The organism is Herbiconiux daphne (assembly GCF_024979295.1).
Taxonomy (GTDB): domain Bacteria; phylum Actinomycetota; class Actinomycetes; order Actinomycetales; family Microbacteriaceae; genus Herbiconiux; species Herbiconiux daphnes.
Map to the genome: position 1 here is coordinate 1 of NZ_JANLCJ010000152.1, position 1,047 is coordinate 1,047.

The following is a 1,047-nucleotide window of genomic DNA, read 5'->3' on the forward strand; positions in this document are numbered from 1 at the left end:
TATGGTTTTAATCACTTATCTTAACCGCTCTTCTTTCCGCGACTTGACACCAATTACTGATGATACTTTTGTTAACTACGGAAAAATGAACATCAACTACAATGTTGGACATGGGCAATTTAGAGCGCAAGAAATTTCAGGAACGGGCGCAAAAGAAATGAACGATCATATCTATATGACAAGAATGTCGCAAACAACAAACAAAGATGCGTTTCAGGCTTGAATAAACTTTTTCTCAAAATACATTGTTTCATCATATGTTGTTGAACAAGGAACTTCGACTTTCTATGATGCTTGAAGTTATGAATATCTGCCTAACGTACTTACAGTCGGTTGTGATAAGTCTTATGGCCATGTCCCAACTGCCAATGAAAATGTTGCTTTGGTTTGAAACATAACATCGGTTTCGAAAACAAACTTAAAAACTTATTGAAACGAAAATAAAAACGTTTCAGCAATTCCAACAATTGATTGAGATAAAGTTTTAACTCCAATTGCTTTACCGTTGCAAGTACAAGCGTATTCAAAAACAACTTCAAACGGAGACGTTGCATCAACATCCGGAACTGAAGTAAGTTTTGCTTGATATTATCAATATCCAAAAAATGAGGATAAAAATGAAATGTTTTCATTAAAACCCGTTTTTGATAAGTTCGATTGAAAAATTCATTACCGTGAAAAATATAAATCGATCAATCAAATTAAACCAATACAAACAGAATTTCATAAAGATGTAAAAATTGAACATTTAAGATTTATTACAATTTCTGGAATTTTCATTGATAAGATGGAAATCAAGATTACGGAAGGCGATGCGCAATCAACAACATTAGTTGAACTTCCGGTTATTGATCACTTTGGAATATCGTCTTTCCTAGTATCACAACACAACATCATCTTAAGTTAGGAGGAAATTATGCCGTTAATTGGTGGAACATCTAAAGAACCTACGCTATACAAACCGGAAGCCGGAAAATATATGTATGGTTCTTTTAAAGTCGACTTAATTCCTGGTCCATTTGGCGCTGCCTTAGCGCTTGACATCCA

1 protein-coding gene is annotated in these 1,047 nt (G+C 34.1%); it reads left to right on the top strand.

What is annotated here, in order from left to right:
• A partial coding sequence (locus N1032_RS23715; RefSeq protein WP_259542837.1) for a hypothetical protein occupies nucleotides 1–223 on the top strand: 223 nt, incomplete at its 5' end.
• Between the last annotated feature and the right edge of the window lie 824 nt (nucleotides 224–1,047).